This is a genomic window from Actinomadura sp. 3N508 (assembly GCF_044326375.1).
GTDB lineage: Bacteria > Actinomycetota > Actinomycetes > Streptosporangiales > Streptosporangiaceae > Spirillospora.
In genome coordinates this window covers 176,518-190,858 of sequence record NZ_JBIRAX010000013.1, presented here as the reverse complement: position 1 = coordinate 190,858, position 14,341 = coordinate 176,518, and the positions used below count along the sequence as shown (strand labels likewise).

General features: G+C 71.8%; 13 protein-coding genes. 2 read left to right on the top strand and 11 right to left on the bottom strand.

Annotated features, from left to right (window positions below; genetic code table 11):
* Positions 1–79 precede the first annotated feature (79 nt).
* The 9 genes from ACH34S_RS36045 to ACH34S_RS36005 form a co-directional block, all read right to left on the bottom strand.
* Entirely contained in the window at positions 80–688 is a 609-nt protein-coding gene (locus ACH34S_RS36045) for a hypothetical protein (RefSeq protein WP_395957380.1), read from the bottom strand.
* Entirely contained in the window at positions 685–1,662 is a 978-nt protein-coding gene (locus tag ACH34S_RS36040; protein ID WP_395957379.1) for a hypothetical protein, read from the bottom strand. Before ACH34S_RS36040 ends, ACH34S_RS36045 begins: the two co-directional genes overlap by 4 nt.
* Complete coding sequence (locus ACH34S_RS36035; RefSeq protein ID WP_395957378.1) at positions 1,659–2,942, bottom strand: aspartate aminotransferase family protein; 1,284 nt, start codon at positions 2,940–2,942, stop codon at positions 1,659–1,661. Before ACH34S_RS36035 ends, ACH34S_RS36040 begins: the two co-directional genes overlap by 4 nt.
* Positions 2,939–4,123: a hypothetical protein gene (locus ACH34S_RS36030; protein ID WP_395957377.1), complete on the bottom strand. Its 1,185-nt coding sequence runs from the start codon at positions 4,121–4,123 to the stop codon at positions 2,939–2,941. Before ACH34S_RS36030 ends, ACH34S_RS36035 begins: the two co-directional genes overlap by 4 nt.
* The gene (locus ACH34S_RS36025; RefSeq protein ID WP_395957376.1) at positions 4,120–5,193 is read right to left on the bottom strand and encodes a hypothetical protein; all 1,074 of its coding nucleotides are present in this window, start codon (positions 5,191–5,193) and stop codon (positions 4,120–4,122) included. Before ACH34S_RS36025 ends, ACH34S_RS36030 begins: the two co-directional genes overlap by 4 nt.
* 84 nt (positions 5,194–5,277) lie before the next feature.
* Positions 5,278–6,063, bottom strand: coding sequence for a class II aldolase/adducin family protein (locus ACH34S_RS36020; RefSeq protein ID WP_395957375.1), 786 nt, complete (start codon positions 6,061–6,063; stop codon positions 5,278–5,280).
* A gap of 456 nt (positions 6,064–6,519) precedes the next feature.
* Entirely contained in the window at positions 6,520–8,895 is a 2,376-nt protein-coding gene (locus ACH34S_RS36015) for an MMPL family transporter (RefSeq protein WP_395957374.1), read from the bottom strand.
* A gap of 35 nt (positions 8,896–8,930) precedes the next feature.
* Complete coding sequence (locus ACH34S_RS36010) at positions 8,931–9,692, bottom strand: ABC transporter permease (protein ID WP_395957373.1); 762 nt, start codon at positions 9,690–9,692, stop codon at positions 8,931–8,933.
* Positions 9,689–10,561 (bottom strand): ATP-binding cassette domain-containing protein, encoded by an 873-nt coding sequence (locus ACH34S_RS36005; protein WP_395957372.1) that lies wholly within the window; start codon positions 10,559–10,561, stop codon positions 9,689–9,691. Before ACH34S_RS36005 ends, ACH34S_RS36010 begins: the two co-directional genes overlap by 4 nt.
* A gap of 63 nt (positions 10,562–10,624) precedes the next feature.
* Between ACH34S_RS36005 and ACH34S_RS36000 the strand changes: the two genes are divergently transcribed.
* A complete protein-coding gene (locus ACH34S_RS36000; RefSeq protein WP_395957371.1) occupies positions 10,625–11,209 on the top strand; it encodes a TetR/AcrR family transcriptional regulator in 585 nt (194 codons plus the stop codon).
* A gap of 101 nt (positions 11,210–11,310) precedes the next feature.
* Here the strand turns inward: ACH34S_RS36000 and ACH34S_RS35995 are convergent, their stop codons facing one another.
* A complete protein-coding gene (locus tag ACH34S_RS35995) occupies positions 11,311–11,874 on the bottom strand; it encodes a dihydrofolate reductase family protein (RefSeq protein ID WP_395957370.1) in 564 nt (187 codons plus the stop codon).
* A gap of 595 nt (positions 11,875–12,469) precedes the next feature.
* Between ACH34S_RS35995 and ACH34S_RS35990 the strand changes: the two genes are divergently transcribed.
* Positions 12,470–13,390, top strand: a complete 921-nt coding sequence (locus tag ACH34S_RS35990) for an alpha/beta hydrolase family protein (RefSeq protein WP_395957369.1) — start codon at positions 12,470–12,472, stop codon at positions 13,388–13,390.
* 162 nt (positions 13,391–13,552) lie between these two features.
* Here the strand turns inward: ACH34S_RS35990 and ACH34S_RS35985 are convergent, their stop codons facing one another.
* On the bottom strand, positions 13,553–13,834 hold the full coding sequence (locus ACH34S_RS35985; RefSeq protein WP_395957368.1) for a hypothetical protein: 282 nt from the start codon (positions 13,832–13,834) through the stop codon (positions 13,553–13,555).
* Positions 13,835–14,341: the final 507 nt, after the last annotated feature.

The window sequence follows — 14,341 nt, the reverse complement described above, 5'->3', positions numbered from 1 at the left end:
CCTTGCCCCTTCGCGTTCATCCGAGGCCCCTTCGCGTTCGTCGGGAGCTGCCTCGCGTTCGTCCGTGGCTCCATCGCGTTCATCCGATCCATGCCTCCCAGTCGAAGAGCGGGAGGCCGAGCCGGTGCCTGAGCCGTTCGAGCTGCGAGACGGTCTCCGCCGCCGGCTGGTTGCCGGTCGGCGTGCGCCGGACGGGCATCCGGAGCGGCAGGTCGGCGCGGAGACCGGCGTCCGCGGCGGCCACGGCGGCGGCGGCCCGCTCCGCGTCCGCCCGGGTCACGATCGTGCTCGGCGTCATGGACCGGATCGCCTCCAGCGGATCTGCCGGGTCGGCCTGGTCTGCGGGGTCCGCCGGGGCCGGTGCGGCCGACTTGCCCGTTTCGCGTGGCACGGGCGGTGCGGCCGGTGGGCCGGGGCGGCCGCCTCCCGCGATCAGGAGGTCGACCTCCAGGCCCGTCCGCGCGGCGCTCCCGCCACCGAGGACCTCCCGGCACAGCGCGATCCACCGCAGGCACTCGCCCGCCGCGGCGAGCGCGCGCGGCCAGTCGTCCCGCTCGATCGCCGCCGTGACGTCGTCCCGTCCGGGCTGGACGAGCATCGCGTGCGCGACCGCCGCGGCGATCCCCTCCGCCGCGTACCAGTGGGCGTCCCGCTCGGTGCTCGTTCTCGCGTCCCGCTCGGTGCTCATGGGGCCGGCTCCAGCCGGGGCGCGAGGCCGCCGACGTCGACCGTCCAGCGCAGCGCGCCGTTGACGAGCCCGGCGAACACCGCCGCCGCGTCCCCGTCCAGGGCGGCGGCGACCGTCGCGGGCACCGCCGACACCGCCGGAACGAGGCGGCGGCCCGCGACCAGCAGGAACGGCTCGCCCGCCAGCGTCCACCGCTCGGCCTCCGGACTGACCCGGAGCCCGACGCGGCCGGACGCCGCGGCCGGGTCGACGCCCAGCCCCCGCAGCACCCCGTCAAGGTCGGCGGCCCGGCGGGCGGCCCCGGCGGCCCGGGCGAGCGCGGCCACCTCAGGGGCGGCCGAGCGCGCAGGCAGCCACCGTTCGCCGAGGTGGTACTGGCCCGACAGGACTGCTGCCAGCTCCCAAGCGGCGGTCCCGGCGCGGCGGCACAGGTACCAGGCGCGGTCGGCGCCCGCCCGTTCCGCGAGCGCCGCGAACGCCGCCAGCGCGGTCAGGTCCGCCAGCAGCGACGTGGTGATCAAGCCGACCGCCCGGGCCCGCTGCCCGTCGTCCAGCAGCGGCGGCGCCCCGGAGCGCAGCGGCACCGCGTTGAGCCACCGGCTGAGCAGCCACGCGTCACCGCGGCCCGCGGGGCGCGCGCCCTGGCCCGGACGCCGGCCGCCGACCACCCGGTCGATCGTGCACCGGTCCAGGTACCGGACGTCGACGCAGGTGCCGGCGGGGGTGAAGGCCAGCACCGGGCCGTCGAACGCGGCCGGCCGGTCGCCGGACACCACGTGCACGTCGATGTCGGACCGGTGGTCGCCGAGCCCGGCGGCCAGCGAGCCGACCAGGTACGGCTCGCCGTCGTACAGCGTCACCGCGTCGAGGACGTCCTCGACGCGGGTGTCCACGGCCTTGAGCGCGATCTCCGGCGCCACGGCGTGCGGCCGGGGCGCCGGACGCGGCGCGGGCGGGGTCGTCGGCTGCGTCATCGGTGCTGCCCTCCAGGGCTCGGCGCGGTGCGGTGGGTGGCCTGAAGCGCCGCGCCGAGCCGCGCCTCCGCGATGTCCAGGTCGGTGTCGGAGAGGATCGCCGGAGGCAGCAGCCGGATCACCTCGGGACGGCCGAGGCACGGCGACACGATCACGCCGGCCGACGCCAGCTCGACCAGCAGCGCGCCCGCGAGCTGCGCGTCGCGCAGCTCGACGCCCCAGAGATGCCCGCGGCCGCGCACGTCCGCGATCAGCTCCGGGTGGGCGCGGCGGAGCCGTGCCAGCATCGCCGCGAAGGCGGGCCCCCGGTCGGGCAGCCCTTCCGCGACGTCCAGCGCGGCCAGCGCGGCGGCGGCCGCGAGCGGATGGCCGCCGAACGTTGTCGAGTGCAGGAACGGGTCGCGCAGGAGCGGCGCGAAGAGGTCGTCGGTGCCGACCACGGCGGAGATCGGCGCGACGCCGCCGCCGAGCGCCTTCCCGAGCAGGACGGCCGACACCGGCGCGCCGGCGTCCAGCGCGACGGACATGCCGCCGCACCTGCGGAACCCGGTCTGCACCTCGTCGGCGATGAAGTGGCAGCCGTGCCACCGGGCCAGCTCGCCCCAGCCGACGAGGACCTCGGCCGGGACCGGACGGACGCCGCCCTCCCCCTGCACAGGCTCCAGGATCAGCGCGGCGACATCGCCCGCGGCGAGCTCCCGGTCGAGCGCGGCGAGGTCGGCGGCGTCGACGTGCGTCGTCGCCGCGAGGTGATCGGTGAACGGGCGGCGGTACCGGTCGTACCAGGTGGCGCTCAGCGCCCCGAGCGTCTTCCCGTGGAACGCGCCCACGGCCGCGACGACCCGCGGCCGGCCCGTCGCCGCCCGCGCGAGCTTCAGCGCGAGGTCGACGGCGTCCGCGCCGTTGCAGCCGAACCAGCAGCGCCGCAGCGGCCCCTGGCCGAGCGCCTCGACCAGGCGGGACGCGAGCCGCGGCGTCACCTCGTTCGCCAGCGACCGGGTGCTCGTGGGCAGCCGGCCGAGCTGCGCGGCGACGGCGGCCGTCACGGCCGGATGCCGGTGTCCGAGCAGCGTGACGCCGTAGCTGCCGAGGTCGAGCAGGCGCCGCCCGTCCGAGAGCGTCACCCAGGCGCCGTCGGCCTCCCGCTCCCACGCGCCGCCGCCCGCCATCCGGTGCGCCAGGGCGAGCCCGGGCGACAGGTGGTGGCGCTCGGCGAGCAGCGGATCGAACGGCGTGGCGGTCGGGCCTCCGGCCGGCGCCACGGCCGGTGTCACGTTCATGAGCGCAGGTCCAGCGAGAGCGGGCGACCGGCGCCGGCGGCGGCGATCAGCGACTCGCACAGCGGCAGCGACGGCGGGTGGTGGTGCGCGGCCAGCGCGTCCAGGACCCGCGCCGACGCGGGGGCGCCCGCGGTGTACGCGGCGGCGCCGAGCACCGGCCGCAGCTCCGCGAGGACCCGGTCGGTGACCGCGCTGAGCTGCAGCCGCAGCGCCGCCGCCGAGACGAGCGCCGCGTCACCGGCGACGAGGCCGCTCGCCCAGGCGTGCCCCAGGCCCTGGGCGGAGGAGCCGAACGCGCGCAGCTCGCCCGCGGCCGCTGTCAGCGCCGCCTCCCGCACCCGCTCCGGCAGGCGCGGCGGCGCGGCGGCGGCGAGCTCGACCAGGCCGCTCATGACCCCGTGGTACGTCGCGCTGATCAGCACGGCGAACCAGACCAGCCCGCCGATCACGACGTCGTCGATCGTTCCGGCCGGGGCCTCGTGGAAGACCAGGCGCCGGTCGATCTCGACGTCCGTCAACTCCACCCGCGCCGTGTCCGACGCGCCCATGCCGAGCGACGGCCATCCCCCGGTGACCTTCAGCCCTGGCGCCTGCGCCGGGCAGAGCGCGACGATCGTCACGTCCTCCCCGACCACCTGGGCGGAGAGGCAGAAGAGCTTCGCCGTCGTGGACAGCGAGCAGGGGAACTTCACGCCCGTCAGCCGGAAGCCGCCGTCCGTCCGCTCGGCGCGCGTCGTGCTGCGCAGGATGTTCGGGCTGCCGCCCGGCTCGGCGAACGCGGACGCGACCAGCTCGTGCCCGGTGGCGATGGCCTCCAGCAGCATCCAGGACGTGTCCCGTTCCCGCCGCCAGTGGTCGGTCATCAGGCCCACCGACAGCATGTGCATGTTCAGCGCGACCGCGATCGAGGGGTCGGCGAGCGCCATGTTCCGCTGGACCGACGCCGCCCGCAGGAGGTCGCCGCCGCCCCCGCCGAACTCCTCGGGGATCGGCAGGACGGCCGGGTCGCCGGCCGCCGCCGCCAGGATCCGCTCGGCGGCGGTGAGCCCCGCGTCCGGCGGTGGCAGCTCGGGCGGCGCGGGCGCTGCGGGCCAGCCGGCGGCGAGGACCTCGCTCCACCCTCCGGGGCCCGCGTCCCGTCCCGGACGGCTCGGGTCGCCGTGGTGCACGGATCCGCTCATGACTCTTCCCCGTCCTGGCGCGGGCTCGCCGCGCCGGTCTCGGGCCTGCTGCCGGCCAGAGACTCTGGTCTGAGTTCGGCCGACGGCTCGGGCCGGATGTCGGCGAGGGGCTCGACGCGCTTCTCGCCGGGCGTGGGCAGCTCCGAGACGTCCGCGCACAGGTCGAGCATCGCCGTCCACAGGTCGGGCGGAAGCCGGACGGCCCCGCCGCCACCGCCCCCGTGGTCGGCGGGCAGTTCGTCGGCGGGGACGTGGTCGGCGGGCAGGTGGTCGGCGAAGGCCGCCTTCATGAGGAGGGCGCGCCGCCACAGCGAGTCGCCGGGCGCGCCGACCGGGCCGCCGCCGGGCAGCGAGTCGTCGACCCGGGCGACATCGGACAGCCGGGCCGGATCGATCCGCAGCGGCGCGGGCGGCCCGTCCAGGGTCCGCGTGAGCAGCCGGACCATCTCGGCCCGGTCGAGCATGATGGACAGGTCACGGATGATGTCGGCGGGCTCGTCCGGGATGTGGACGTACGTCACGAGGCGGCAGGGCGCGCCGAGCTCGCGGCGCAGCTGGCCGGGCCGCTGCCGGGCCGGCATCGCCGGGCCCTTGAGCCTCGCCAGCCGCACGGACGCGGGCGTGCCGGCCACCGGGGCGGTGTCGTGGAGCAGGAAGCCGTACAGGGGGCCGAGCGACAGGAGCAGCTCGCTCAGCTCGATCCGCTCGACCGGGGCGATGTTCCATTGGTAGCGCCAGATCTCGCGGATCATGATGGGCGTGAGCCGGCTGCGGAACATGCCGACGATCTCGAATCCGTGCCGGGGCAGGAAGGCGGCGACGCGCGGGAACACCCCGTCGATCCAGCCCTCCGGCTTGACCGCCAGGATCGCGTAGCGCTGCAGCGAGTCCACGACCGCGGGGCCCACTTCGGCGAGCAGCCTGCAGCAGGCGACCTTGAAGCAGGGTTCGTCCCGGTATAGGTCCCATTTGCGCGGGCTCATGGTGAGCTTGGAACTAAAACGGTCGGCCTCGGACGGGTCGACCGCACCGAACGGGCGGTTCCCCGCCATGACCATATTGGTGGACACGATGCCCCCTTAGTGTTCCGGTCAGGACTCGACGCAATTCCCCTGATCGCGTCCCCCGCAGTCCCGTCGCCGTCGCCGCGGCCATCAGCCCCCGTCGAGGCAATCCGGCTGAGTGGCGATGATGTAGTCGAATATGGGTTGTGCGCTGTACCAGCCGGCCAGTGGGAATCCGACGTGACCGCGAATGATCCGGGCGGTCTCCGGCGGGATCAGCTCGGGCTTCCCCGCGACCGAAGCGGTCAGTTCCGCCTGGCACGAATGCTCCATGCTGATGAACCAGAAGACCGCCTCGTCGACGGATTGGCCGACGGTGAAGATTCCGTGGTTGCCGACGAGCGCGGCTTTGTTGCCGCCGATCGCCTCGGTGATCCGCTTGCCCACTTCTTCGTTGTTCGCGACGCGTCCGGCTTCGTCGGTGCCGACACCGTGGTCCTCGAAGAATATGCACGCGTCCTGCGTGATGGGACGGAGCGGGCGATGCAGTGAGGCGAACGTCTTTCCGTACATCGAGTGGGCGTGGGCGACGCACAGGACATCGCTGCGCGCCGCGTGCACCTGTGAGTGGATCATGAGGGCGGAGCGGCTCACCGGCCAGTCGCCGACCAGCACGTTCCCGTCCGAGTCGACCAGCTGAAGATCACGGACGCGGACCAGCCTGAAGCTCATCGGGAATGGGTTCACCCAGAAGCAGTCGGTGCGTTCGGGGTCGCGTACCGTGATGTATCCGGCGGCGCCTTCGTCGAACCCGTAGTGCGCGAAGACACGAAAAGCCACGGCGAGCCGCTGCTTTCGGTACAGCCTTTCCTCGGCTGGTGTCCGCGCCACGAACGGTTCGTGCGGAGTACGCGCTCCGGTAGTCGATTCGATCATCTCGGGCCCCCTGGCTCCGACCGCCTTCAACTCTTCGTGTCTGGCAAGCTAACTTCTCCGAAACTTTGCGTCAAGATATGGGTTGACCACATCCTGCCAAGATTCTGACTTTCCATCGTTTCGGACGCGACTCGATGACCAAAAAGAGCCCGCACAGACGTGAATGCGAAGCATATTCAGGGCTCTGTCCAGGCGTTTCGCCGGGCTTCCGGAGAGCAGCGGACAGATTACCGCCATAATTACCATCCGAAAAGTGGTCCCCTACAGCAACCACATGTCCAGGACGGGCCGCCGCACAAATCGCGGCGGCATGACTATTCCTCCCGAAATTTCCCTGGCCCGAGCCTGCATTTCGGACATCAACAGAAAATTCGATACTTGTCAAAAGTCGACGAATTGAGCCGCCCGGCGCGGAATGCGGTCGCGCGGTGACGCGGCGGGATCGTCAGGCGCCCGTCACGGATTGGCGTTGCGCGACGGCGCGGGCGGCGGCGCGGCAGGCGTGGGCGCGGCAGGCGTGGGCGCGGCAGGCGTGGGCGGTGCCGCGGACGTCTCGTCAGCGGAGCAGGCCGCTGACGAGAGCGCCGCGGGCGGGGACGCGTCCTCCACCGGAAGGCGCACCCGGCGGAGCCGGCGGGGCGTCCACCACGCGGCCCGGCCGAGGAGCCGCATCGTCGCGGGCACCAGCAGCGCCCGGACGACGGTCGCGTCGAGCAGCACCGCGATGATCATGGCGATGCCGATCAGCTTCACGAACGCGATCCCGGACGCCGAGAAGGCCGCGATCACGACGATGAGCAGCAGCGCGGCGCCGGTGATGATCCGCCCGGTGTGCTGGAGACCGGTCGCGACGGCGTCCTCCGGGTCACCGGTGGCAGCGTACCGCTCGCGGATCCGCGACAGCAGGAACACCTCGTAGTCCATGGACAGGCCGAAGACGATGGCCAGCACAAGGATCGGCTGCGTGGCGTCGAGCGTCCCCGTCGCCGTGAAGTCCAGGAGCCCGGACAGGTGGCCGTCCTGGAAGATCCAGACGACCGCGCCGAAGGACGCGCCGAGCGAGACCACGTTCAGCGCCAGCGCCTTCAGGGGCAGCAGCGGCGCCCCGAAGGCCAGGAAGAGCAGCACGAACGTCACCCCGGCGATGATCAGCAGCATCCAGGGCAGCCGGGCGCCGAGATCGTCCAGCATGTCGGCCACCTCCGCCGGCTTGCCGCCGACCAGCACTTCGGCTCCCGGCGGCGGCTCCACCGCCCGGACCTGCCGCACCAGATCCCGCGAGTGCACCGACGGCTGGTCGCTCCGGTACTCGACGGTGATCCGGGCCGTGTCGCCGGCCGCCCCGCTGACCTCCGCCTCCCGGACGTCCGGCAGACCGGCGATCGAGGCGGTGTACGCGGCGAGCGCGGCCTTCCCGGCCGGGGCCGTGGCGTCTCCGGCGAGCCTGACGACCACCTGGATCGGGGAGTCCGCGCCGCCGCCGAAGTCCCGGACGATGCGCTCGGCGACCTGCCTGCTCTCGGTGGACGCCGGGAGCGCCCGGTAGTCGACGCCGCCGAACTCGACGCGCAGGAACGGCAGCCCGAGCGCGATCAGCACGGCGGTGATGGCCACGGCGAACAGCACCGGCCGCCGCATCACGGCCCGCGCGAGCCGGTACCACCTGCCGTCCTGGATGCCGCCCCTTGTGCCGTCCTCGATGCCGTCCCTGGCGCCGTCACCGGCCGGGCCGCCGGCTTCGCCTCCGTCACCGGCCCCGGCTCCGGCCTTCCGCGCCCCGCCCCCGCGTCCGGTGCCGCGGCGGGCGGCGAACGGGAGGCGGACGGCGAGCGCGTCGACCCGGTGCCCGAGCGTCCCGAGCAGCGCGGGCAGCACGACGACCGCGGCGAGGACGGCGATCAACACCGCCGCCAACCCGCCGAAGCCCATCGACCGGAGGAATCCCTCCGGGAAGATGAGCAGGCCGGACAGCGAGATCCCCACCGTGACCCCGGAGACCGCGATCGTCCGCCCCGCGGTCGCCGAGGTGCGGGCCACGGCCTCCTCGACCGGCAGACCTCTGCCCAGTTCCTCCCGGAACCGGCTGACCATGAAGAGCGCGTAGTCGATCGCGAGGCCGAGCCCGAGGATGGTGACGATCTGCACGGAGTACACCGAGACGGACGTCACGTAGGTGAGCGCGTGCAGCGCGCTGAACGCGCCGAGGATCGCGGCCGCCCCGATGACCAGCGGCAGCGCGGCCGAGACGAGGCCCCGGAAGATCAGGACGAGCAGCACCAGCAGCACCGGCGCCGACAGCAGCTCGGACCGCGCGATGTCCTCGGCGACCTGGTCGTTGATGTCGCGGTCGATGGCTTCGAGCCCGCCGATCTGCGTGTCGAGGCCGGGCACGCGCAGGCCGGCCTCGATGCGTTCGAACTCGTCCTCGCGCCGCTCCTCGTCCCCGCGCAGCGTGATCGCCGCGTAGGTCGCGCGGCGGTCGGCGCTCACCAGGTCGGCGGAGCCGCTGTTCCAGTAGGTGACCGCGCGCTGGACGGCGTCGGGCGGCAGCGCGCCGACGGCGGAGACGACCGCGCTCCGGAACCCGGGATCGTCGACGGTGACGCGGTCGCTGCGGTACAGGACGAGCACGTCGGCGTCATCGCGGCCGAGCCGGTCCTCGATCGCCTGGGCGGCGCGGACGCTGTCGCTGTGCGGGGCGTCGAAGCCGCCGCCGGCCAGGGCCGGGAAGACGCGGGTCCCCCACACGCCCGCGAACACCACCGCCCCGAGGGCGCAGCCGAGCACGAGTCTCCGGTGGCGGTGCACCCACCTTCCCAGCCGCTCGAACATTGGCCTCTCTTCCGGGAGCGTCGTCTAGATGTCGTCTAGATGGAGTAGCGTTCCTTGCGCGGATCGAGCCGGGCGACGGCGACGGCGGTGAACACCGCCCCGAACAGGACGAGCAGCGCCGAGCTCTCCAGCACGACGCTCCACCGTCCGGCCCCGAGGGTCGCCTCGTCGACGGCCCGCATCGCCCAGTAGTGCGGGGTCGCGTACCCGGCGGTCTGCGACCATTCCGGGAGTTGCGGCGAGGCGACGATCGCGCCGCCCAGCGCCCCGAGGACCATGAGGATCAGGTACGTCAGCGAGAAGAACAGCTCGGCCCGCCTGATCATCGTGTAGAGGAGCGCGCCGGTCGCCACGCCCGTGATCGTGAACGGCACCAGGACGAGGACGAGCTGGGCCGTCCCGGTCCAGGTGCCCGCCCGCAGCGGCAGGTCGAGCACGGTGACGGCGAAGGCCGCGAACACGGTGAGCTGGCCGATCCCGATGGTGAGCACCGGGAGGCACTTCCCGAGCAGGTACGCGACCTTCCGCGGCGCGGCCGTGGCGGTGCGCCGCCACGTGTGGGAGTCGAACTCGCGGTAGAGCGCCCGTCCGACGTAGTTGACCGTCATGTAGGAGAACATGACGCCGAACCCGACGGTGACGCGTCCGGTCGCACCGGCCTGGCTGAGCCCGGCGACCGCCGGCCCGAGGATGGCGCTGGACACGGCCGGCAGCAGCACGAACCACACGAAGGGGAACTTGGCCCGGACGAGGGCGCGGTACTCGATCTGCGCGAAGCTGCCGATGACGGCGATCACCGGGGGTCCTCCACGACGGCGGCGCGCAGCGACGGGTCGCGCCGCAGCAGGTCGCGCAGCGAGGGCGCCTTGACCTGGACGGAGTGCAGCGCGTCGGCGCCGCCGATCCCGGCCTCCGCGGCGGCGCGCTGGAGGTCGTCGATGGAGCCGAGCGGGCTGTGCAATTCGGTCAGCTTGACGGCGCCGTCATCGGTCACGTGCTCGACGTAGCCGAGGCGCCGCTGCCGGGCCAGGTAGCCGCCGAGCGGGCCGAGGTCGTACGTCCGCCCGTCGCTGAGGACGGTGATGGACGAGCACAGCTCCTCGACGTCCTCCGGGTAGTGCGCGGTCACCAGGATCGCGACGTCCTGCGCACGCCATTCGCCGACCAGGCCGATGAGTTTCTGCCGGGTCTCGAAGTCGAGGGCGGTCGTGGGCTCGTCCAGCAGCCGGACCGCGGGACGGTGGACGAACGCGCACGCCAGGTGGACAAGCCGCCGCTGCCCACCCGACAGGAACCGGGCGGGTCGCTCCCGGAGCGCGCCGAGGTCGAAGTCGTCGATCGCCCGCTCCACGAGTTCCGCGATCCGCCATCGGCGCGTCGCGAGCCGGGCCGCGTGCGTCAGGTTCTCGGCGACGGTCAGGTGCTGGTAGAGGGCGACGTCCTGGGTGGCGTAGCCGATGGGCCCCGCCGCGTCCGGGTCGGCCTCGACCAGGCCCTCCCGCTTCCCCTCGATCGAGTCGGTGACGGCGCCGAGCAACGTGGACTTGCCGCTGCCGTTGGCGCCGAGCAGGCCCACCGCCAGCCCGGGCTCCAGCCGCAGTGAGGCTCCGCGCAGGACGGGCGCCCCGCCCGGGTAGCCGAACCAGAGGTCCTCGACGGACAGCATGAGAGCAGGCTAGAACATTGACCGACAGTCGGTCAACGAACGGAATGGGGCTATCCTGGCGCTGTGCGGCGCAAGGAACAGGCGGAGGCATCGCGGGCGGGTCTCCTGGAGGCGGCCCGGCGGTGCTTCACCGAGCAGGGCTACAAGGCCACCACGGTGTCGGCGATCCTCGACCGGGCCGGCATGGCGCGCGGCGCCCTCTACCACTACTTCCCCGGCGGCAAGCGCGAGATCTTCGCCGCCGTCTTCGAGATGGTGGACGAGGCGTTCCACGACCGCCGCGACGCCCTGTTCGCACTCGACTCGCCCCTCGCGCGGATCCGGGCCGGCATCCGGCTGTTCCTCGACCTGTGCGTCGAGGACGACTTCGCTCGGATCATCCTGATCGACGCCCCCGAGATCTTCCCCGGCCAGGCCGACCGCGGCAGCTCCTACGCGCTGCTCCACGCCCAGCTCAAGGAGGCCACCGCCACCGGCGAGGTCCGCGCCTTCCAGCCGGAAGTGATGGCGGCCGCCCTCTACGGCGCCGTCCGCAGGGCGGGCGAGGTCGTCATCTCGGCCCCCGACCGCCTCCAGGCCGCCGACCAGGCCGCCCACGCCCTCGACGTCCTCCTCGACGGCCTCGCCGCCAAGCCCCATTCCCCTTGACCTGCCCGTCGCGGCGGAGGACGTCGGCGACGCGGGCCGCGCTCGGCTCCCCCACCGGCGCGAGTGTCGTCCTGGGAAAGCCCCTCGCGAAGGGATCGCGCTCAGCGCCTTGTCTTGTACCTGGTCAAGGTCACGCCGCCGGGGAACGTCCGCGTCTCGACCAGGTCCAGTTTCACCCAGCCTTCCAGCGCGGTGAAGAACGGTGCGCCGCCGCCCACGAGGACCGGATGGGTGACGATCTCGTACTCGTCGACCAGCCCGGCCCGCATGACCGGCCCGGCGAGCGTCGCGCCCCCGACCCTCATCGGCCCGCCGTCCCCGGCCTTGAGCCGGGTGATCTCGGCGATCGCGTCGCCGGTGACAAGGCGAGCGTTCCAGTCGACCTTGTCGATCGTTGAGGAGAACACCACCTTCGGCGTGTCCCGCCAGTTCCGCGCGAACTCGATCTGCGCCGGGGTGGCGCCCGGCTGCTGGTCGCCGGTCGGCCAGTAGGCGCTCATGTTCTCCCACAGTCGGCGCCCATACAGGAACAGGCTGATCTCCCGCTCCTGATCGAGCCAAAACTGGAAGAGCTCATCGCTCGGCTCGCTCCAGCCGAGGTCGTCGCCGGGCGCGGCAACGTAGCCGTCCAGGGACAGGTTCATGCCGTAGATCAGTTTCCGCATACCGCCATGCCTTCCGTCAGCCGGTCTCGGAAGACTAGACCAGCCGAGCGAAGGAAACTGATCGGTGCGCTACCCGTTGATACTGACCGGCTTCTGACCCTCGCTCAAGACTCCCGGCCCACTCGTCTCGTACACCTTGGCTCGTGACGGCACAGCCCTCATGACGGCACACGGGACATACGCGGGACGGTCGATGCCCGCAACGACGGCCTGCACCGTCCAAAGCTGGCAGTGAGCAGTTCCGCCGTTGGTTGCCTTTTTGGCTTCAATGACTCGCGTGGGTAGCGAACGCGGTCGACGTCGCGATTGCGAGGATCGAGGACCACAATCACGAGCACCACACTGCAGAGTTGCGTGAGTCAATCTTGCCAGTCATGATCACTCCATGGAATTACGGACACGAGCCCTCGCAACCCTTGTCGGGCTCCTCACCCTCCTGACCGCGCTGACACCGACGGCCTCGTTCGCCACCACCTCCGCCGAGCTCTATCTTTCTTCGCCGACCGGGCCCTCGCGGGTCGGCGCCACCTCTCTGCATCTCAAGGACACCTCCCGGGCCGACCCGTGGGTGCCGTCCGTCGAGGCGCGGGAACTCATGGTCTCGATCTGGTATCCGACGAATGCCCAGGATGGGCAGCTTGCCCAGTACATGACGCCGAAAGAGTCGGAGCTTCTCCTGCGGGAGAAGGGCATTCCCGCTCCCCCCGATGCCCTGAGCAAGGTGCGGACGAACGCCTACAAGGACGCCGCCCCGGCCGGAGACCTGCGCGACCTGCCGCTCGTGGTCCTGTCTCCGGGTTTCATGTGGCAGCGCACGTCGCTCACGTCCCTGGCCGAGGAACTGGCCAGCCGTGGCCATGTGGTCGCGGCGATCGATCACACCTATGAGAACTTCGGCCAGTCCTTCCCGGACGGCCGCGTGACCGAGTGCGTCGCCTGCGAAGGCCAGGGCGAAGACGTTTACACGCGAGCAGTCAAGGGCCGGGCGAAGGACGTCTCCTTCGTGCTCAATCAGCTCCTCTCCGGCCACGCGCGCTGGAAGGGCGCTGCGCTGATCGATCCCTCACGTGTCGCAATGGCGGGGACGGAGCTCGGAGGCGCGACCGTCTCGGAGACCATGCTCCAGGACCGCCGGGTGCGCGCCGGGGTCAACTTGGACGGCCACCAGGAGGTCCCGATTCCACAGGACGGCCTGAAGCGCCCGTTCATGTTCCTCGGGCAACCGACGGACTACAACACGTGGACCCGTGACTGGCCGCAGTTGAAGGGCTGGAAGCGGTGGCTCGGGGTCGAGGGGGCGGTCAGTCTCTCCTTCTACGACTACGACGCGCTGCTCCGGCAGGCCGGCGTCGACCTGGGAAGCGACCTCCCCGGCGATCGCTCGGTGGTCATCACCAGGGCCTACGTCGGGGCCTTCATGGACCAGCACCTGCACAACCGTTCTCAGCCCCTGCTGGACGCGCCGTCCGCCGACTTCCCAGAGGTCAAGTTCAAGGCCACGGCTTCCCGCCCGTGAACGGCTGACCGTCCACCGATCCGCGATGACCGGGGCGCCGGCACCGCTGAACATGGTGCCGGCGCCCGGCCATCGGGCATGTGGAAAACCTCGTCTTCACCGGCCGGGAAATCACCGCGAGCCCGTTCCCATTCCTATGGGGCCTCTTTGAACGGACCAGCGTCAGGCTTCGGTGGCGAGTGCTTTGTTCACACGTTCCACGAACTGTGTGAGAACCTCGAACGGCACCTCTTCGTGCTCATTGAAGAAGGCCACGGAATGCATCTCCTCGGCCGGGTGGTAGACGAGGACGGTCACGGCAGTGGGGCCCGGCATGAGCACGTTCCGTCCGGTCGTGGCCGTCATAGTACGGGCCACACTCAACTCAAAGTAGCGTCCCTCATCATTAAGTGTGACGAGCATGCACCAGTGGTCGCCGTCGTGCTCCCAGGTTGTGAGGGCCATCCGATGATTATCGGCGATTTCTTGCCCAATCTCACGTTGAGGATCTGTGACTGGGACCCGTGATTCCCCAGGCCCTCGCGGTGGGAGCGGCGGCGGGTGGTCCTTCATGGGAGGCACTCGCTCTTCGCGCCGTGCCAGGTGATGACGGCGTTGTCGCGCGCTCGGGCGACGGCGACGAACAGGAGGGAGCGTACGGTCCGCAGGTCGCGGCGGTGGCGCAGCGGGTCCTCGTCGCGGAATCGGGGTACTTCGTCGTGCAGCGAGCCGGACGCGGGCAGAGTACGGCTGCGAGTTCTTCAGCTGCTTGAACCGCAAGCCTTGTTGCCCGAGTCGTTGCCTATTTGTGCTGGAAGTCGTAGATCGCGTCCTTCACCGCGCGTGGGAGCTTCACGATCTCTCTCGGCTCGGTCGAGCACTCGCAGCGTCGCCCCGCTTACTTCTCTCCAATTCGCTCGTCCATGCGCGACTGGTCGTCCTGTTCATCCGCCATTTTGATCCTTCGTGGTT

What these genes read in the sequence shown, in the direction of transcription:
- ACH34S_RS36045 (WP_395957380.1), bottom strand. Translation starts at nt 688, where the DNA reads ATGAGCACCGAGCGGGACGCGAGAACGAGCACCGAGCGGGACGCCCAC.
- ACH34S_RS36040 (WP_395957379.1), bottom strand. Translation starts at nt 1,662, where the DNA reads ATGACGCAGCCGACGACCCCGCCCGCGCCGCGTCCGGCGCCCCGGCCG.
- ACH34S_RS36035 (WP_395957378.1), bottom strand. Translation starts at nt 2,942, where the DNA reads ATGAACGTGACACCGGCCGTGGCGCCGGCCGGAGGCCCGACCGCCACG.
- ACH34S_RS36030 (WP_395957377.1), bottom strand. Translation starts at nt 4,123, where the DNA reads ATGAGCGGATCCGTGCACCACGGCGACCCGAGCCGTCCGGGACGGGAC.
- ACH34S_RS36020 (WP_395957375.1), bottom strand. Translation starts at nt 6,063, where the DNA reads ATGATCGAATCGACTACCGGAGCGCGTACTCCGCACGAACCGTTCGTG.
- ACH34S_RS36015 (WP_395957374.1), bottom strand. Translation starts at nt 8,895, where the DNA reads ATGTTCGAGCGGCTGGGAAGGTGGGTGCACCGCCACCGGAGACTCGTG.
- ACH34S_RS36005 (WP_395957372.1), bottom strand. Translation starts at nt 10,561, where the DNA reads ATGCTGTCCGTCGAGGACCTCTGGTTCGGCTACCCGGGCGGGGCGCCC.
- ACH34S_RS35995 (WP_395957370.1), bottom strand. Translation starts at nt 11,874, where the DNA reads ATGCGGAAACTGATCTACGGCATGAACCTGTCCCTGGACGGCTACGTT.
- ACH34S_RS35990 (WP_395957369.1), top strand. Translation starts at nt 12,470, where the DNA reads ATGGTCTCGATCTGGTATCCGACGAATGCCCAGGATGGGCAGCTTGCC.
- ACH34S_RS35985 (WP_395957368.1), bottom strand. Translation starts at nt 13,834, where the DNA reads ATGGCCCTCACAACCTGGGAGCACGACGGCGACCACTGGTGCATGCTC.